Below are 17,126 nucleotides of genomic sequence, written 5' to 3' on the forward strand. Positions count from 1 at the left end.
GACTCTAGCCCTTGGCATCAACACACACCTGTCTGTCCGGCGACAGTCCAGCGGTCCGGCTCTAACGGTCCAGCCATTCACAAATGGGCTGCCACTGTTGAAGATCTTTCTCGACCCGGCCACGCGCAATGTCAAACAAGGTCAGGCCTCGCGCCGCGAGGTGAACATAATTCTGGGTATCGCGCACGTAGCCCACAACCGGCAGACCTGAGCCCTTGACAAATTCGTGCAGTTTGTCGGCTGCAATGGTTCGACCGTCCACACGCATGCCGATCAACCCGATATCCACTTTGGCGGAGTGGCGGGAAGCCACCAGCTCGTCCAGAAACATGCAGGTGGCGTAGATGTCAAAAATGCTGGGCTGCAAGGGCACCAGGATCTTGTGGGCGATTTTCAACACTTCTTTCAGGCGCTTGCCATGCAGGCCTGCTGGCGTGTCCAGCACCATGTGCGTCGTACCACCCGGCGGTCTGGCGATCTGGCCAGCTGAAATATCCCAACTGGAAATGGGTGGTGCCGTCGGCGGGCGAAGCTTGAGCCACAGCGCCGAAGACTGCTGGCGATCCACATCACCCAGCATCACCGCATGTCCCTGGCTGGCAAAGTAGCCAGCCACATTGGTGGACAAAGTGGACTTGCCCACGCCGCCCTTGGGATTTGCAATCACCACCACTGGCATACCAACCTCCACGAAGAATTCATTGCCGCACCCAGTCGAGGGTACGACCACCGCTGCCTATGTTAGCCCCAGGCGTCCCAGACCAGTTTCATGCCCGTCAGCAGCATGCCCGCATAGATCATCCGGTAGAACAACAACGGCTTGATGCGGTGAGCAATCCGTACGCCCACCCAGACGCCCATGGGCGCAAAAGGCAGCAAGACCAATGATGTCAACAGGTTGCGCCCATCGAGCAACCCCAACCAGGCGTACGGAATCCACTTGGAGATGTTGATGAAAAAGAAAAAGAAGGCCATGGTGCCGGTGAACAACAAGGGCGACAGGCGCAGCGGGATCACGTAGGCGTTGATCGGCGGCCCGCCGGCATGGGCAATGAAACTGGTGAAGCCCGAAGTCACCGTGAGCAAAGCGCCCACCCAGCGTGGCGGCGGCGGGCTGTCGGGTCGAGGGGGGAACGCCAGGCGTTGCGCCAAAAACAGCAGCGTGAAAACGCCCACGATACCCGCGACCAGATGCGCATCCAGCAACTTGAACAGCAATGTGCCGATGGCGATGCCAAGCAAGCCAAATGGCAGCAGAAATTTGAGCAGTGTCCGGTCGACGTTGTTGCGAAACGCGGCCATGCCCAGCAAGTCCATCACCAGCAGCACCGGCATCAGGATCGCCGCCGCCTGGGGCACCGTCACCGCCAGCGCCATCATGGGCACTGCCAGGGAGCCAAAGCCCGCGCCAAAGCCGCTCTTGCTGATACCCAGCAAGAGCACCGCCGGAATGGACACGGCATAGAAATAGGGGTCGGTGATCAGGGTCATGACCCCGAGATTGTCCATGACACCCACCGATGACGCTGCTGGGTTCTCAGCCCTGCGACAACGGATGCCCGCAGGCGATTTTTTCTGCCCCTGTCCGCGCTCACAAACCGATTCATGGATCACTTGCCCGCGAAAGAATGGCCTCGCCACCACACCCTTCGCTGCGGCCAGGCACCGGGGGGCATCTCGGCCAGAAACCCGTGCAGCGACAATGGCGCGCATGGACAAAGTGCAAATCTGGGGCGAAACACTGCGCCTGATCGTGGAGCTCTCGGCGACAGCCGCGTTTGCGCTGGCGGGCGTGATCGAAGCTGCGCGCAAAAGGCTGGATGCCGTGGGCGTGTGCGTGGTGGGGTTCCTGACCGCTTTTGGCGGGGGGACCCTGCGCGATCTGTTGCTGGATCAACGGCCCTTTTTCTGGGTTCAGCATGTCGAAATGCTCTGGGGGGTGCTGGGGCTGTGCGTGCTGGCCATGGCGTTCTTGCGCCACCGGCATTTTGAACTCACGGAAAGAGCCATCCAGGTGCCCGATGCCCTGGGCCTGGGCCTCTTTGCCGCCACGGGCACCCATCAGGCCCTGCTGCTCGACCTGCCAGGCATTGTGGCCGTGCTGATGGGCGTGATCACGGGCGTGTTTGGCGGCGTTTTGCGCGATGTCGTGTGCAACCAGATTCCTGCGGCCTTCCATGGCCACAGACCCTACACCGTGTGTGCTTTTGCCGGCGGCTGGGTGTATGTCGGCCTGTGGCAAGTAGCGGCACCCGGATGGGTCGCTCTATTGGCTTGTGTGGGCGTCACAGCAGGCCTTCGGTGGCTGGCCTTGTGGCGCGATTGGGAATTGCCCGCCTGGAAGCCTTAACGCCTTAACGCCTTAACGCAGTTTCCGCACCATGTGCACCTTGTCCACGAAAAGACCGTTCACGCACACCGCGTTGGGGTACACCCCCCATTTTCCAAAGCCGAACCGTTCATAGAGGCACTGGGCGTGGTGATTCCCTGCCGTGACCGTCAAATCGAGTTGAACCAGCTCCGAGCAGTTGCGCGCATGGTCCAAAAGCGCCCGCATCAACGCGTCTCCCACGGCCATGCCCCGCACCTCGGGCGCCACAAAGGTCCCGACCACTGTGGCGGTGTGGCGCTCCTTCATCCGGTAGCGGCCTTGCAACCCCAGCACGCCAACCAACTCCCGCCCGCGCCAGGCACCAAAAAAGACGTCGTTTGGCAGGGCGGACGAAGGCGTCAGACGGGCCAGTGCAACGGCCAAAGGCCTGTCCAGTTCCTCTTCATAGCTGGAGGTGAAAGCCTCGGGATGCTCCCGCAGGCCCCGCAAGCGCAAGGCCTGGTAAGCCTCGGCATGGTCAGGCAGCAAGCGAGCGACCACGCATCCTTTCACACGCGTTCCAGAATCAGCGCTATGCCCTGCCCCACCCCGATGCACATGGTGCACAAAGCGTAGCGGCCGCCGGTGGCGTGGAGGCGGTTGACCGCCGTGGTGGCCAGCCGTGCACCGCTGGCACCCAAGGGGTGACCCAAGGCGATGGCGCCGCCCCAGGCGTTGACCCGCTCATCATCGTCCTGCAACCCCAGCTCCCGCAACACCGCCAGGCCCTGCGCGGCAAAAGCTTCGTTCAGTTCAATCACATCCAGTTGCGCCAGCGACAGGCCAGTGAGCGCCAACACCTTTTGCGTGGCGGGCGCGGGGCCGATACCCATGATGCGGGGTGCCACACCGGCCGTGGCCATGCCCACCACCCGAGCCTTGGGCGTGAGCCCGTTTTTGGTCGCCGACGCTTCATCGGCCAGGAGCAAAGCGCAAGCCCCGTCGTTGACGCCGCTGGCGTTGCCGGCGGTCACGGTTCCGTCGGGCTTGACGATGGCCTTGAGTTTGGCCAGCGCTTCCAGACTGGTTGCGCGCGGGTGCTCATCGGTGTCGACGATCACGGGGTCGCCCTTGCGCTGAGCGATGCTCACCGGGGTGATTTCGCGCGCCAGATGGCCCGCCTGGATGGCCGCGACCGCCTTGGTCTGGCTGGACATCGCCATGCGGTCCTGGGCTTCGCGCCCGATCTTGTAGTCGGTCGCCACGTTTTCAGCCGTCTCCGGCATGGAGTCCACACCGTACTGGGCTTTCATCAGTTTGTTGATAAAGCGCCAGCCGATGGTCGTGTCGTATACCGCGTTGTTCCGGCTGAACGCGCTTTCAGCCTTGGGCATCACGAAGGGTGCGCGGCTCATGCTTTCGACACCGCCAGCGATCATCAGCCCGGCCTCGCCCGCTTTGATTGCCCTGGCAGCCGAGCCCAAGGCATCCAGCCCGGAGCCACACAAGCGGTTGATGGTGGCCCCTGGCACAGCGATCGGCAGACCTGCCAACAAACTGGACATGCGAGCCACGTTGCGGTTGTCTTCCCCAGCCTGATTGGCGCAGCCATACAGCACATCGGCCACCATCTCCCAGTCCACACCCGGGTTGCGCAGCATCAGGGCTTTCAGCGGAATAGCGCCCAGGTCATCGGTGCGCACGCTGGACAGCGCGCCACCGTAGCGACCAAATGGGGTGCGGATGGCGTCGCAAATGTAGGCTTGGTTCATGGGGGTCTCCTGCGTATGGTGGGTGTTTGTATGGGCATGTCATGGCCAGCTCAGTGCGAGCACTTTAACCAAACGCGCGCAAGGGGTCTCTCACTTCCGGGACAATCGAGCCATGTTCAATCCCTCACAAGCCGACGTGCGGCGTTTTTTTTGCACGGTCTACACCAAAGGCCTCGGTGACGAACCCATGGAAGCCATCGAAACCCTGGCCCACCAATGGATCGCCGAACACCCGGAACACCACCCCGAGCTGTCCGATCTGGACGACGCGCTGGCCCGGGTCGGTGAACCCGCACAGGAAGGTCAAGAGAACCCCTTTCTGCACCTGTCCATGCACCTGTCCATCAGCGAGCAATGCAGCATCGATCAGCCCCCGGGCATTCGCCAGGCGGTGGAACTGCTGACCGCTCGGCGTGGCGATTTGCACGCTGCCCACCATGAGGTCATGGAATGTCTGGGCCGAATGCTCTGGGAAAGCCAGCGCGCCGGTCGCCCACCCGATGGACAGGCATATATCGATCACGTGCGCCAAAGGGCGACGCAAGACTGACCAGACTGCCCGGCACTCAACGCACAAAAAAGGCCGCTCAGTGAGCGGCCTTTTTTGTGAAGCTGAATCGAATCAGCGGAAGCGCGCCTGAGGCACCACGGCCAGTTCGCTGTCCAGCGTCGACAGGTATTTGGCGATCGATTTCATTTCAGCATGGCTGAACTGCTTGGCAATGCCGGCCATGATGGCGTTGTTGCGACCCACCACCTTGTTGCCTTCGACGGTATAGGCCTTGAGCGCCACGTAGAGATAGTCTGCATGCTGACCCGCGATTTTGGGATAGCTTGGGTCGATCGGCTTGCTGAAGTTGGCACCGTGGCATGAAGCACATGCACCCTTTTCCACCAGTGCAGCGGCGGCGACATCTGCGGCCTTTGCCGTCTCTGGAGCCGTCTTGCCAGCCTGGGCCGAATAGAAAGCGGCCAGATCGGCCATGTCTTGTTCGCTCAGGGAACCAGCAATGCCGCGCATGGAAGGATGCTTGCGGTCACCTTTCTGGTAGGCCGTCAGCGCCGACACGATGTACTTGTCGGACTGGCCGGAAATCATCGGCACCTTGTGTATTTCAGGGAAGCTGTTCTGGTAACCGGGGATGCCGTGGCAACCGATACACATGTCGGCCTTCTTCTGGCCTGCTTGCGCATCGCCAGTAACACCTTGGGCTTGGGCGCTCGCTGCGGCCACAAAAAAGGTCGCAACGGCGACAAGACTACGGGCAATCATGGGCAACAGTGGATTCATTTTGCAAGCACAATGAGATGGACAACGGTTGATAAAAATCAATGGTGAATTATATAGACTCGTTCACCGGCCCATCCCATGGCTTTCCCCAAGCCTCCCGCGCCCCGCGTCAACCACCCGATAAGGCTCACTTTCCGAAGCAACGCACATGAAATTCCAAGGCACTGAAAACTACGTCGCAACCCCCGATCTGATGTTGGCCGTGAACGCCGCCAGCACGCTCAAGCGCCCATTGCTGATCAAGGGCGAGCCAGGCACCGGCAAGACCATGCTGGCCGAGGAAGTGGCCGACGCGCTCAAGATGCCGCTGCTGCAATGGCACATCAAGAGCACCACCAAGGCCCAGCAGGGGTTGTATGAATACGACGCCGTGAGCCGCCTGCGCGACAGCCAGCTCAACACGGGCGACAGCGCCGAGCGCGTCAAGGACATCCGCAACTACATCGTGCAAGGCGTGCTCTGGCAAGCCTTCACGGCCGATGAGCCCGTGGTGTTGCTGATCGACGAAATCGACAAGGCCGACATCGAATTCCCCAACGACCTCTTGCGCGAAATCGACCGCATGGAGTTCTATTGCTACGAAACCCGCGAGCTGATCAAAGCCAAGCACCGCCCGCTGGTTTTCATCACCTCCAACAACGAAAAGGAACTGCCTGACGCTTTTCTGCGTCGCTGCTTCTTCCACTACATCAAGTTTCCCGAAGCAGAAACCATGCAAAAAATCGTGGATGTGCACTTCCCCGGCCTGAAGCAAGACTTGCTCAAGGTCGCCATGAAGACCTTCTACGACGTGCGCGGCTTGCCCGGCCTGAAGAAAAAGCCCAGCACCAGCGAGCTGCTCGACTGGCTCAAGCTGCTCATGGCCGAAGACATCCCTCTTGAGGCGCTGCAAAACGCCGACAGCAAGGTCAGCATCCCGCCGCTGGTCGGCGCGCTGCTGAAAAACGAGCAAGACACGACACTGTTTGAGAAGCTGGTGTTCATGAACCAGCGCAACCGCTGAGCCAGGCAATCAAGACCATGTCGATCTCAAAAATCGCCTTGCTGGCGGCCTGTGCTTCCACCACTGGGGGTCGATGTGACAAACCCAAGCGCAGTGACGGATCTCAACCCTATGACCCCAACTGCAGCGGTGAATACAACAAGTGATCGCCATGCGTTTGCATTTCGCGAGTGTTTCTTATGCTGATTGACTTCTTCTACACCTTGCGCGCCGCCAAGCTGCCGGTTTCGGTCAAGGAATTCCTGACGCTGCTCGAGGCCCTGAAGGCCGATGTGGTCGGGCCGACCAACCCCGATGCCTGCACCATGGACGACTTTTACTTTCTCAGTCGCACGGCGCTGGTGAAGGACGAGAAGCACTTCGACAAGTTTGACCGCGCTTTCGCCGCCTATTTCAAGGGCGTGGAGATGATCGCCGATTTCACCAAGCCGATTCCGGCTGACTGGTTGCGCCAGGAGCTGGAGAAGATCCTGTCGGCCGAACAGCTCGCCAACGCGCCCAAGCTGGACTGGGACGAGCTGATGGAGACGCTGAAAAAGCGGCTGGAAGAACAAAAAGAGCGCCATGAAGGTGGCTCAAAGTGGATCGGCACGGGCGGCACCTCGCCTTTTGGCCATGGCGGCAAAAATCCGCAGGGCATCCGAATCGGCGGCAAAGGTGGCAACAAGTCTGCCGTGAAGGTGTGGGACCAGCGCGCCTACCGCGACTACGACGACACCCAGGAACTCGGCACGCGCAACATCAAGGTGGCGCTTCGTCGCTTGCGCAAGTTCGCCCGCCAGGGCAACGAACTGGAACTCGACCTGCCCGACACCATCCGCTCCACCGCAGCCAACGCCGGCTGGCTGGACATCAAGATGATCCCGGAGCGGCACAACAACGTGAAAGTGCTGCTGCTGATGGACGTGGGCGGCACCATGGACGAGCACATCCAGCGTGTGGAAGAGCTGTTTTCAGCTGTGAAGAGCGAGTTCAAGCATCTGGAGTTTTATTACTTCCACAACTGTGTCTACGACTACATGTGGAGGAACAACAAGCGCCGCTTCGCCGAAAAGTTCGAAACCTGGGATGTCATCCGAAAGTACAACAAGGACTACAAACTGATTTTTGTCGGCGACGCGACCATGAGTCCCTATGAAATCTTGCAGCCCGGCGGCAGCGTGGAGTACAACAACGAAGAGGCCGGAGCCGAGTGGTTACAACGCCTCACACACGCTTTTCCCAAATTTGCGTGGATCAATCCGGAACCTCAAGGGGTGTGGCAGTATCGACAAAGCATCAGTGTTATTCAGCAACTCATTGGTCCGCGTATGTACCCGCTGACCTTGAAGGGGCTTGAGGACACCATGAGAATGCTATCGAAATAAGCCCTTTGCATGAACCCTCCCTTCCTGCGCCGTGTGGCTTCCACACGGCTTTTTTGTTTGCTCTTGCTCAGCACGGCGCCAGCGTGGGCACACGCCCAGGACGCCGCCAGTCCAGCAAAGGCGCCCGAGACCTCGGAGCCTGCCCCGGCAACGACCGACGATGAAGCCGACGCCAAGGCGCCTCCCCGGTTTGGCATCACGCTGGACACGCTGGAAGCGCTCAAGCCCCTGTTGCTGCGCCACATGGAGCTGCAGCGCTTCCGATCCCTGAACGATCTGGACGCCAGCGAACTGGAGCGTTTGCTGGTGGCAGCACCCGACAATCTGCGCGATTTGCTCGGCACACAGGGCTATTTCGACGCCAAAATCGAGGTTTCCTGGAAACCTGCGGCCGCTGAAGACCCTTCCGCGCCTGTGCTGGGTGAGGTTCAGATTCGCATCGAACCCGGGCCGGCCACGAAAGTTGTCTCATCCAACGTTTACTTCAAAGGTGACATCGCCAACGCCGAAGCCGCCACGGCGCAGCGCGAGCTCATGCAGCGCAACAGCCAGAAGCTGGTGGACAAACCGTTTTCCCAGGCCCAGTGGGACAGTGCAAAAAGCGATACATTGCGCCTGCTCACCACACAACGCTACCCGCGGGGACGCATTGTCAACAGCCTGAGCGACATCGATACCCTCTCTCAGGAAGCCCACTGGTACATTGAACTTGACTCGGGCCCACCCGTTCACATCGGCGATGTGCGCATCGAAGGCGCGGACCGTTACGATCCCATCACCGCCGAGCGCCTGGTTCGACTGGCCGGCCTCACCCGTGGCGCTGACTACAGCCTCGCCAAACTGCAAGACGCCCAACAGCAGATTTCCGACAGCGGCTATTACAACTCGGTGTTCGCCTACGTCGATCTTGACCAGGAAGGTGACAACAGAGACAGCGCAGCGCCAGTGGTTGTGCAGGTCAAGGAAGCCAAGCCCCAAAAAGTGGTATTCGGCCTCGGCGGCAGCACCAACAGCGGTGCCAGGCTCTCGCTCGAACACACCCACCTGCGCCTGCCCCTGATCGGCTGGCGGGCCCACAGCAAGCTGCAACTTGAAAAGGACGACCAGTTGCTTTCGTCTGACTGGAGTGCGCCGATTGAAGAGGATGGCTGGCACTGGCTGGGCAGCGGACGCCTGGCCAGCCAGGTTGACGACACCACGACCACCTCCGGACTGCGACTGAGCTTGGGCAAGTCCAAAGAAAGCGCCGAACTCGATCGCCGCTATTTCCTGCAGTACGACCGAGCCCGAACCGTCAACACCGAATCCGAACTGGCGTCGTCCGACGGCAATGAAGCCGCACTCTCGATCAACTATGGCTGGACATGGCGGCGCTTTGACAACGTGCCCTTTCCCGACCAGGGCTACGGCCTGGGCCTGACGCTGGGCGTGGGCACCACGCTGGGCACGGTTCGCCTGCCGTTCACCACCACCCAGGTTCGCTGGCTGGGGTTCTGGCCGCTCGGTGGCTCCATCAAGGAAGACCTGCTCGCAGGCCTCACCACCGGCGACGACCGCCCGGCTGACAAACGCAGCCGCTTTGGCCGCCTGGCTTTGCGGCTGCAAGGCGGCGCGGTGCTGGCCAATGCCGATGCCCCCATTCCCGATACCCAGCTCTACCTGACGGGTGGAGACAACACCGTGCGCGGCTATGGCTTGCGCGACATTGGCGTGGAACAAGCCGACGGCAGCGTCACGGCAGGACGCTATCTGGCCGTGGCCAGCTTTGAGTGGCAACGCCCCATCTACAGCGATGGCGTGCGCACGGCGTGGGAAAGCGTGGTGTTCGTCGATGCCGGTGCCGTAGCCGATGAAGTCGCCAACCTGAAAGCCAAGGTCGGTGTTGGCCTGGGCGCTCGCTACAACAGCCCGGTCGGGCCTTTGCAGATGGATCTGGCCTATGGCCTGGACGCCAAGCGCTTGCGCATCCACCTCAACGTTGGTTTCACCTTTTGACGCGCATGGCCGATCAGAACACCACGCGCGTCACGACCGACCGCCCAGCGCCAGAGGTCTCTGTCCAGCCCTGGTACCTGCGTGCCTTGAGGCGTGTGGCTTGGGCCCTGATCTGCATCGTGGGAGCATCGGTGGCGCTGCTGGCGGCGGGCCTGCTTGCGGCCTGGCTCTGGGCTGCCACGCCGGGGTCTCTGGCGCAAACGCTCCGTTGGGCCGAGGACTGGCTCAAAGGGCAAGCCCCCTCCATCGGTCAACTGAGCGCCGAGGGCGCCGAAGGCAGTCTTCGCGGCGGCGGTCGTATTGCCAGCCTGAACTGGTCACAAGATGGGCTTCAGGTTGCGGCCCAGGGCGTGCAGCTCACCTGGAGCGACACGCTGTGGACAGACCTGATCCTGGGACGTGGCGCCCGGCTGGACAAGCTCACTGTAGAGAAGCTCAGCGTGCACGACGAACGCCCTCCTTCGCCCACCGAGCCGATGGAATCGCTGGTGCTGCCTTTGCCCGTGAGCCTGACCTTTGCAGTTGATGCGCTTGAATTGAGTGGCAACACCGATTTCGCGCTGTCAAAACTGCAAGGCGACTACCAATACGGCCCGATCGGCGCCCAGCTCAACGCACCCGCCCTGCCCGATACCCCGGGACTGACCGATGCCCACCGCCTGCGGCTCGATTCGCTGCGCATCGCCGACGGCCAATACGAAGGCAGGTTGAGTCTGGGTGCACAGGCGCCCATGCCACTGGCCCTCGCCCTGGTTGGCGACATTCAAACCCAGGTACCTGACGGCGCGGGCGTGCAGCTGACCCTGCATGGCCAGGCAAACGGCAGCCTCTCTGGCGAACAAGCCACCATCGATATCCAGGCAGAAGCCGAAGGCATCCCCGACACAGCCAAGTCCAAAGCCAGCACGCTGGCCCTCAACGCACGCGTGATGCCGTGGGCCACACAACCCCTGATCAGTGCCCAGGCCGACGCCCAGTCGCTCAACCTCGCCGCCCTGTGGCCCACCGCACCCGCAACCGACCTCAGCGGCACGCTCCAGGCCAAGCCGGAAAGCGACAACACCTGGCGCGCCGAGCTGCAGTTGAACAACGCCCTGGTTGGTCCCGCCGACCAGAAAGGCCTGCCTGTTCAAAGCCTGCAAGCCCGAATCACCCAACAAGGCGATCGCTGGACCATCAACCAGCTTCAAGCCCAACTGGGCGGCGGTGAACTGCAAGGGCAGGGTGGGTTCAACCTGCACACCGAAGCAGGCGCCACCGCGCTCACCGACTGGCAAGGTGAACTGACCGCAAAAGCCGTCCGCCCTGCACTGCTGTGGAGCACCTTGGCCAAAGGCGCGCTCGACGCCTCGGCCAGCGCGAGCACAGCGCCTGACAAGGACGCGCCCGGCGCCGTGTCCCTCAAGGCCAATATCCAACCATCGGCACAGCAACCCAAAGGCGCGCTACTGACAGGTCTGCGCCTGAATGGGTTGCGCCTGCAAGGGCAGTGGCGTCCTCACACCGCTACCGAGCCAGCTTCACTGCCTGCGGGCGAACTGCGGCTGACCGAAGCACACCTCGCCATGGCCGGCGCAGAAATCGATACCCAGGGTCGCTTCGACACCGAACGCATGAACTATGACGGTCAGCTGAACCTCAGCTTGCCCGGCGTGAAGTTCGATGCCCAGGGTTTGCTGGCCCATGCAAGCGGCAAAGGCCAGGGCCGCCTGGAAGTGGACGACGCCAAGCGACTGCTTGAATGGGTGCGCGGTCTGCAAGACCTGCCCTTTGTGGGTGAGGCAATCAAGAACGCACTCGCGGGCCAGGAGGCCTTGGCACTCAGCGGCAGCGCCAAGGCCCAATTGCAGTGGACCGGCGGCCTGGGTGCGCTGGGTTTCCCGGCACCGTCCAGCAAAACAGCCACGCCGGGCCTGCCGCAAATTCAGGCTTCGCTGACCGTGCCTCGCCTGTCGGTGCAAACCGGCGAAGAGGCGGCCGTGACCCTGGCCGACCTGGCGTTCAAGGCGGACGGCCCGTTCAGCGCCATGCAACTGAGCGCCACTGGTGCGGTCAGCCTCCCGGGTTGGCAAGCGTCGCTCAAGTCGAACGGCCAGCTGAACCTCGAGGCACGCACCCAGGGCAAGGGCCAACTGGCTTTGAGCCAGCTCGCCCTGCAATTGCGCCCGCAAGCCCCTGAAGACGGCACAACACCCGCCAGTGGCTGGCAACTCAACAATGCGCAGCCGCTGCAGTTGAAATGGGAAAGCACCGCTGGCAAGGGCCTGGCACTCAACGCAGGCGCTGGCCAACTGAAGCTGACACCGCTCTCGACCGCTCTCTCTGCCAAGCTCGATACGCCACTCACGCTCGAATGGCAAACCCTGGCCTGGCAGGCCCAGGCGCTGGAAACCCAAGGCCGGCTGGAGGGCTTGTCGATCCCATGGATGGAAGCCCTGGCCGCGATCGGCCAGCCGACCAGTACCGAGGTGATGGCGCAAAGCAGTGTCAGTGGTGATCTGGTTTTTGATGGCGCCTGGAACGTGCGCATCCCGGCAGACGCACTGACGCCACTCGACCTCTCCGCCACCTTGCAGCGCCGCAGCGGCGACCTGCGCTGGGAAAGCACCGTCAGCGCATCGAGCAAAGGCGCAACACCTCTGGCCACCGAACGCATCACGGCGGGCGTCAAAGACGCGCGCATCAGCCTGGTGGTGAAAGACCGCAAGGCCCAGGCCACACTGCGCTGGGATACCGAACGTCTGGGCCAGGCAAGCGCCGAGTTCAACACCACGCTGACCAATGGCAACGGCGATGCCCCGTTCATCGACCGCTGGTGGCCAGCCAATTCCCCTTTGAGTGGCTCGGCCAAAGCCAGCCTGCCGCAAGTGGGCGTGTGGTCGATGTTGGCGCCGCCAGGCTGGCGCATGCGCGGCACGCTCAATGCCGATGCATCGATCAGTGGCACCCGCGATCAACCCGAATGGCGCGGGAGCGTCGAAGCCAATGAGCTCGCCCTGCGCTCTGTGGTCGATGGGTTTTCCTTCACCAATGGCCAACTGCGTGCCAACCTGGTTGGCGACCGCCTCAGCGTGGAACGCTTCAGCCTGCAAGGGCCAGGCGGTGAAAAGACCGGTGGCACGCTCGAAGCCAGTGGCCAGGCCGAGTGGCGCAAAGTGCCTGGCAGTGCCCTGCGCCAGCCGCTGATCAAGCTGCAGGCCAAAGCCCAGCGGCTGCGGGTTTCCAACCGGGTGGACAGGCGCCTGGCCTTGTCGGGCGATGTCAGCGCCGAGCTCACAGGGGCGCAACTGAAATTGCGTGGTCAGCTCAAGGTCGACTCGGCCCAGATCATCTTGCCCGACGAACTCGCACCCAGCCTGAGCCAGGACGTGATCGTGCGCAGCACCCGGACCCTGCCCACCGAAAGCAGCGGTGAGGCCGTGAAACCCGACGTACAGATCTCACTCGATCTGGGCCAACAGTTTCAGGTCAAAGGGCAAGGCATCGATACCCGCCTCGAAGGCCAGCTCACCGTGCGCGCAACCCCCAGCTTGCCCACCCCGCGCGCATTTGGCGAAGTGCGAACCGTCAGTGGCACCTACAAGGCCTATGGCCAGCAACTCAATATCGAAACGGGCGTGTTGCGCTTCACAGGCCCTTTCGATGACCCCGCGCTGGACATCCTCGCCGTTCGCAAGCTGCCGGAAAACACCGAGCAACGTGTGGGCGTAAAGATCACCGGCAATGCGCAAGCGCCCCGCGTCGGCCTGTATTCCGAGCCCAGCCTGACCGACGGTGACGCCCTCGCCTGGCTGATTCTCGGCCGACCCGCCTCCGCCGCCGGCGCCCAGGCCTTCGTATTGCAACAGGCCGCACGCCAACTCATGGCGCGCACCGGTACACAGGACGATGGCGCGCTGGCGAAAACACTGGGCGTTGACGAGCTGGGCTTCGCAGATGCCGGAGGCAACGCCGACGGCACCGCCACCGAGACCGCGCTCACTGTGGGCAAGCGCCTGTCCGACAAGCTCTACCTGAGTTACGAACAAAGCCTGTCCGGCGCCATGAGCACCGTCTCCATCCTCTACGACCTGTCCAAAAGCCTGACGCTGCGGGCCAGGGCAGGCACAGAAAATGCCGTCGACCTGATCTTCACTTACCGCTACGACTAGGGCCTGTTCAGAACAGGTGACCGACATTGAGCAATGTCATCGCGCCCAGCGCCAGGAAAATCAAGGCCGACACGCCGTGAACCCAGGCCATGGAAATGCGCTCGGCCACTTTGTCGCCCAGGTAAACGGCCGGCACATTGGCCAGCATCATGCCCAGCGTGCTGCCCGCCACCACCCAGACCAGATCGCCGTAACGCGCAGCCAGCGCCACGGTGGCGATCTGCGTCTTGTCGCCCATCTCGGCCAGAAAAAACGCAACCACCGTCGTGCCCAGCACGCCCCGGACGGCCACCTCCTTGATCGCCAGACCCTCGTCGATGGCGTCGGGCACCAGCATCCAGGCAGCCATGGCTATGAACGACAAGCCGATCACCCAGCGCAGGACTTCCGAGCCCAAGGCGGCCGCAACCCAGCCGCCCACGGCGCCTGCCAAAGCATGGTTCGCCAGCGTGGCCAGCAAGATGCCGACAATGATGGGAACGGGTTTTTTGAAACGGGCGGCCAGCAACACCGCCAGCAATTGGGTTTTGTCACCCATTTCGCCCAAAGCCACCACGCCGGTGGATACCCAAAATGCTTCCAAGATGATTTCCTGAGGGCCAGACCAATGAAAGACCACAGTGCATCCCCGGCCCTACCGGAGGCATTGTGGTCAAAGGTCTTGCCAGGCCAGAGGCTGTCGGCGCCAGGGCCGTGTGGGCCCAGTATGTTGACGCAAACCCCTGCAAGTTGCAGGGCAGCTACTCCCCGATGACGGGTGAGCCGAGAGTGTATTTCAAGCCGCGCCATCCATCTCCGGAATCGGGCACCCTACAATGCGGGCTCAGCAAAAAAGTGCCGCCATAGTTCAATGGATAGAACGAGCGCCTCCTAAGCGCTAGATACAGGTTCGATTCCTGTTGGTGGTACCACATTCAAGCCCGCAAGGTTCCATTGCCTTCCGGGCTTTTTGTTTGCCCTCGTCAGAAGCTGTATCCCGGGCGCGAAAACGGGCTGAAGCGTCGAGGAAAAGACTGTTCAGCCCGCACCGGAGCCCGGTTTGTGCCACGGTGTGTCAGACCTCCGAGCATGCCAAAAAGCTGCCAGAAGATCCGTGGCGCCAACAAGGCCAACAATCCCAGCGGGATCAAAAGCGTCAAGATTGCCAGCAGGCCCAAGAAGGCGATCGGCGCGAGCAGGGCCAGGAGCGGCAAAAGGGCCAACAAGCCCAACAAGGCCGATGGGGCCAGCAAAACCAGCAGGTTTTGCTGGGCAGCAGCGCCAGCGCCGCGACGGCCATCGTCACCTTCGGGCGTGCTCACGTCGGATGTGGAGGCGGCGCGAGCGAGCGTTTGTTTTGCCTCTTCACCATGGCGATCAAACCCATCCGGAAACTTGCTGCCGGAGATCACCTGGTGGCGTGGCAGCGAAGCCAGGGTGCTGGGCAACCTGACAGGTGCGCTGCCACGAATGACAAAGACAACTTCCGGGGTTGCGACCGGGGCTGGGGATGCAGTTGCGATGGTGTCCACGGTGACCTTCTTTCTGGCTCATCTCTTGAGGCAAGTGCTCAAGTTCTGTTGTCTATACCGCCCCAATCGGCGATGGGTTTCAAGAAAACAGAAAGAGTTTCAAAAAGATCCCCAATGGGAATCAGCGCAGCAAACCTCCCAGGAGACCACCGCCATCATCGTCAGACGAATTGCCCACCAGAGGCAGAATGCCTCCGGCCAACTGGGTCAAATCGCCCTCCACAGGCAAGCTGTCGAGCACTTCCGTCACAGGGTCGATTGAGCTACCCAAGCCGCCCGCACCCTCTACGAGGTCTTCCACCCCATCGACCGGCAACGGGATGGCGTCGATCAACGAGAGTTCGCCCTCGACTTCCGGGAGCCCTGTTGCGGGGCCCAGCAAACCGCCAATGCCACCAAGCCCATCACCGAGCAAATCGGTCACAGGCCCCAAAACATCACCACCCACCAGGTCGTCTACAAGGCCGGTCACTGGCGCCAGCGCATCGCCATCCGTCAGATCATCAACAAGGTCGGTCACAGGATCCAGCAGGCCACCATCGCCACCAACCAGCCCAACGACAACATCCGTCACAGGGTCCAGCACACCACCGACTCCGCCAACCAGCCCATCGACAACATCCGTCACAGGGTCCAGCACACCACCGACCCCGCCAACCAGCCCATCGACAACATCCGTCACAGGGTCCAGCACACCACCGACTCCGCCGACCAGCCCATCGACAACATCCGTCACAGGGTCCAGCACACCACCGACCCCGCCAACCAGCCCATCGACAACATCCGTCACAGGGTCCAGCACACCACCGACTCCGCCGACCAGCCCATCGACAACATCCGTCACAGGGTCCAGCACGCTGCCCCCCTGGTTGTTCGACCCGCCATCGTGAATGGCAGGCGCTGGACTGTTCACTGCCACAGGTCCATTGCTGTCACCGACGTCGAGAACAGGTGCGGCTGGTATCGCGCTTGCCGGCGCCTGCGCAACAACAGGTGCTGATGGCACCTCCGGCGACTGCGCCGCGGTATTGGGTATCTCGCCCGCTGTCGCTGGCAAAACCGTGGTTGAAACGCTCTGTACAGGCTGATCGGCAGCGGCATCCAGCACATTCGACGCCGAAGAACCCGGGCTCGGCATCAAGGGATCCGTTTCACCCGTTGCAGCATGCGCAACCCATTCGTCGACGGCGCCAGCGGGGGTTGCATCAAAAATCGAGCTGCCGTCGTTCAGGCTGGCCACCACCGAAGGTGGCGTGTTCAGGACCGAAACATCCATCACCTCCGGCAGCGTCTCCCCAAGGTCGTACAGATCGCCTTGCAAAAGATCCAGAGACTCCAGCCCCAATGCTTCGAGTGCATTCCCGTCGTTTGCCTCGACCGATTCGGCCAGTTCACCGGCTAGCGCCTGCGCTTGCTCCAACAAACCCGACCAATTCAGAAGCCCGGCCTTGTTTTGCATCGACGCCAGCACCTGCGGCCCCACACCCGCGGACAGCGAGGTAAGGCCGGGTTCGAGGGCCAGGATATCCAGCGAAAGCGCTTTCAGCGCCAGCGCCGAGGGGGACAGCGTTTGCGCGCCAAGAGCGGACTGCTCCTGAAGCAGCATCAGGGCAGACGCAAGACCCAAGCTGTTGACCAGACCGAATCCATTGGACTCCTCATTGAGCAAATCAATCAAAGTTTCGGTCGAGCCGGGTGTTTCATTCAACATTGGGTACACCATGG

At 61.9% G+C, this 17,126-nt stretch carries 15 protein-coding genes, 1 tRNA gene and 1 riboswitch; of the genes, 8 read left to right on the forward strand and 8 right to left on the reverse strand.

Annotation, left to right across the window (positions count from 1 at the left end):
• Positions 1-61: 61 nt before the first annotated feature.
• Together LPB072_RS19145 and LPB072_RS19150 are read right to left on the reverse strand one after the other, a co-directional pair.
• On the reverse strand, positions 62-679 hold the full coding sequence (locus LPB072_RS19145) for a ParA family protein (RefSeq protein WP_066086887.1): 618 nt from the start codon (positions 677-679) through the stop codon (positions 62-64).
• Positions 680-741: 62 nt separating this feature from the next.
• A complete protein-coding gene (locus tag LPB072_RS19150; protein ID WP_066087211.1) occupies positions 742-1,491 on the reverse strand; it encodes a sulfite exporter TauE/SafE family protein in 750 nt (249 codons plus the stop codon).
• 220 nt (positions 1,492-1,711) lie between these two features.
• Between LPB072_RS19150 and LPB072_RS19155 the strand changes: the two genes are divergently transcribed.
• Positions 1,712-2,350, forward strand: coding sequence for a trimeric intracellular cation channel family protein (locus LPB072_RS19155; protein ID WP_066086884.1), 639 nt, complete (start codon positions 1,712-1,714; stop codon positions 2,348-2,350).
• Between the two features lie 12 nt (positions 2,351-2,362).
• Here LPB072_RS19155 and LPB072_RS19160 read toward each other — a convergent pair whose 3' ends face one another.
• Both LPB072_RS19160 and pcaF read right to left on the reverse strand, forming a co-directional pair.
• The gene (locus tag LPB072_RS19160) at positions 2,363-2,872 is read right to left on the reverse strand and encodes a GNAT family N-acetyltransferase (protein WP_157694115.1); all 510 of its coding nucleotides are present in this window, start codon (positions 2,870-2,872) and stop codon (positions 2,363-2,365) included.
• Positions 2,873-2,880: 8 nt separating this feature from the next.
• Positions 2,881-4,083, reverse strand: a complete 1,203-nt coding sequence (gene pcaF, locus LPB072_RS19165; protein ID WP_066086879.1) for a 3-oxoadipyl-CoA thiolase — start codon at positions 4,081-4,083, stop codon at positions 2,881-2,883.
• Positions 4,084-4,195: 112 nt separating this feature from the next.
• Here pcaF and LPB072_RS19170 point away from each other — a divergent pair, with 112 nt between their 5' ends.
• The gene (locus tag LPB072_RS19170; protein WP_066086875.1) at positions 4,196-4,633 is read left to right on the forward strand and encodes a DUF1841 family protein; all 438 of its coding nucleotides are present in this window, start codon (positions 4,196-4,198) and stop codon (positions 4,631-4,633) included.
• Positions 4,634-4,705: 72 nt separating this feature from the next.
• On the opposite strand, the gene LPB072_RS19175 is transcribed toward LPB072_RS19170, so the two are convergent.
• A complete protein-coding gene (locus LPB072_RS19175) occupies positions 4,706-5,374 on the reverse strand; it encodes a c-type cytochrome (RefSeq protein WP_066086872.1) in 669 nt (222 codons plus the stop codon).
• 148 nt (positions 5,375-5,522) lie between these two features.
• Here LPB072_RS19175 and LPB072_RS19180 point away from each other — a divergent pair, with 148 nt between their 5' ends.
• The 5 genes from LPB072_RS19180 to LPB072_RS19195 are packed head-to-tail and all read left to right on the forward strand — an operon-like array spanning position 5,523 to position 13,890.
• Positions 5,523-6,377 carry an AAA family ATPase gene (locus tag LPB072_RS19180; protein ID WP_066086868.1) on the forward strand — a complete coding sequence of 285 codons (855 nt, stop codon included), beginning with the start codon at positions 5,523-5,525 and terminating at the stop codon, positions 6,375-6,377.
• A 17-nt stretch (positions 6,378-6,394) separates the two neighbouring features.
• Positions 6,395-6,523: a hypothetical protein gene (locus LPB072_RS24085; RefSeq protein WP_269148691.1), complete on the forward strand. Its 129-nt coding sequence runs from the start codon at positions 6,395-6,397 to the stop codon at positions 6,521-6,523.
• 33 nt (positions 6,524-6,556) lie between these two features.
• The gene (locus tag LPB072_RS19185; RefSeq protein ID WP_066086864.1) at positions 6,557-7,744 is read left to right on the forward strand and encodes a vWA domain-containing protein; all 1,188 of its coding nucleotides are present in this window, start codon (positions 6,557-6,559) and stop codon (positions 7,742-7,744) included.
• Positions 7,745-7,753: 9 nt separating this feature from the next.
• Positions 7,754-9,739: an autotransporter assembly complex protein TamA gene (locus LPB072_RS19190; protein WP_066086861.1), complete on the forward strand. Its 1,986-nt coding sequence runs from the start codon at positions 7,754-7,756 to the stop codon at positions 9,737-9,739.
• A gap of 5 nt (positions 9,740-9,744) precedes the next feature.
• Positions 9,745-13,890 (forward strand): translocation/assembly module TamB domain-containing protein, encoded by a 4,146-nt coding sequence (locus tag LPB072_RS19195; RefSeq protein ID WP_066086858.1) that lies wholly within the window; start codon positions 9,745-9,747, stop codon positions 13,888-13,890.
• Positions 13,891-13,897: 7 nt separating this feature from the next.
• Here LPB072_RS19195 and LPB072_RS19200 read toward each other — a convergent pair whose 3' ends face one another.
• Positions 13,898-14,473: a TMEM165/GDT1 family protein gene (locus LPB072_RS19200; protein WP_066087208.1), complete on the reverse strand. Its 576-nt coding sequence runs from the start codon at positions 14,471-14,473 to the stop codon at positions 13,898-13,900.
• An 8-nt stretch (positions 14,474-14,481) separates the two neighbouring features.
• A riboswitch (yybP-ykoY riboswitch) is annotated at positions 14,482-14,651 on the reverse strand.
• Between the two features lie 75 nt (positions 14,652-14,726).
• On the opposite strand from LPB072_RS19200, the gene LPB072_RS19205 reads away from it, so the two are divergent.
• Positions 14,727-14,801, forward strand: a tRNA-Arg gene (locus LPB072_RS19205).
• Between the two features lie 51 nt (positions 14,802-14,852).
• Here the strand turns inward: LPB072_RS19205 and LPB072_RS19210 are convergent.
• Positions 14,853-15,401: a hypothetical protein gene (locus LPB072_RS19210; protein WP_157559363.1), complete on the reverse strand. Its 549-nt coding sequence runs from the start codon at positions 15,399-15,401 to the stop codon at positions 14,853-14,855.
• A gap of 121 nt (positions 15,402-15,522) precedes the next feature.
• Positions 15,523-17,124 carry a hypothetical protein gene (locus LPB072_RS19215; RefSeq protein ID WP_157559364.1) on the reverse strand — a complete coding sequence of 534 codons (1,602 nt, stop codon included), beginning with the start codon at positions 17,122-17,124 and terminating at the stop codon, positions 15,523-15,525.
• Between the last annotated feature and the right edge of the window lie 2 nt (positions 17,125-17,126).

The sequence above is a fragment of the Hydrogenophaga crassostreae genome (assembly GCF_001761385.1).
In the GTDB taxonomy this organism is placed as follows: domain Bacteria; phylum Pseudomonadota; class Gammaproteobacteria; order Burkholderiales; family Burkholderiaceae_C; genus Hydrogenophaga; species Hydrogenophaga crassostreae.